General features: G+C 45.9%; 1 protein-coding gene. It reads left to right on the forward strand.

The window, feature by feature from the left end; translation table 11 throughout:
• The coding region (locus tag HC175_RS18825) for a YeeE/YedE family protein (protein WP_168139722.1) at positions 1–412 on the forward strand (412 nt) is incomplete at its 5' end.
• Positions 413–442 lie beyond the last annotated feature (30 nt).

Here is a 442-nt window from a genome sequence, read left to right on the forward strand (position 1 = left end):
AGTAGATTACTTTGCATTTGACTGGAGAGCAAAGCGCTGGAACCTGGTTGTGGTCGCAGGTGCGGTCATTGGCGGTTTTCTTGCAGCAAATTTTCTGAGTGGAGATACTGCCGTGGATATCGCTCCCGAAACTGTTACCACTCTGGAGTCAATGGGTTTTGAAAGTGCGGGGGAAGCCTATTTACCAAATGAACTTTTTGCCACCGAAGCTTTTACAGATCCAAAGGCCCTGGCGATCTTACTGATCGGCGGAATTTTAATTGGCTTTGGAGCCAGGTATGCCGGGGGATGCACCTCGGGTCATGCGATTTCGGGACTCAGCAACCTGCAGTTACCCTCTCTTATTGCTGTGGTGGGCTTCTTTATAGGAGGTCTTATTATGGTTCACCTGTTATTCCCTTTAATCTTCTAAAACATGAAATATTTAAAATTCTTAGTCATT

This window comes from Salinimicrobium oceani (genome assembly GCF_012037645.1).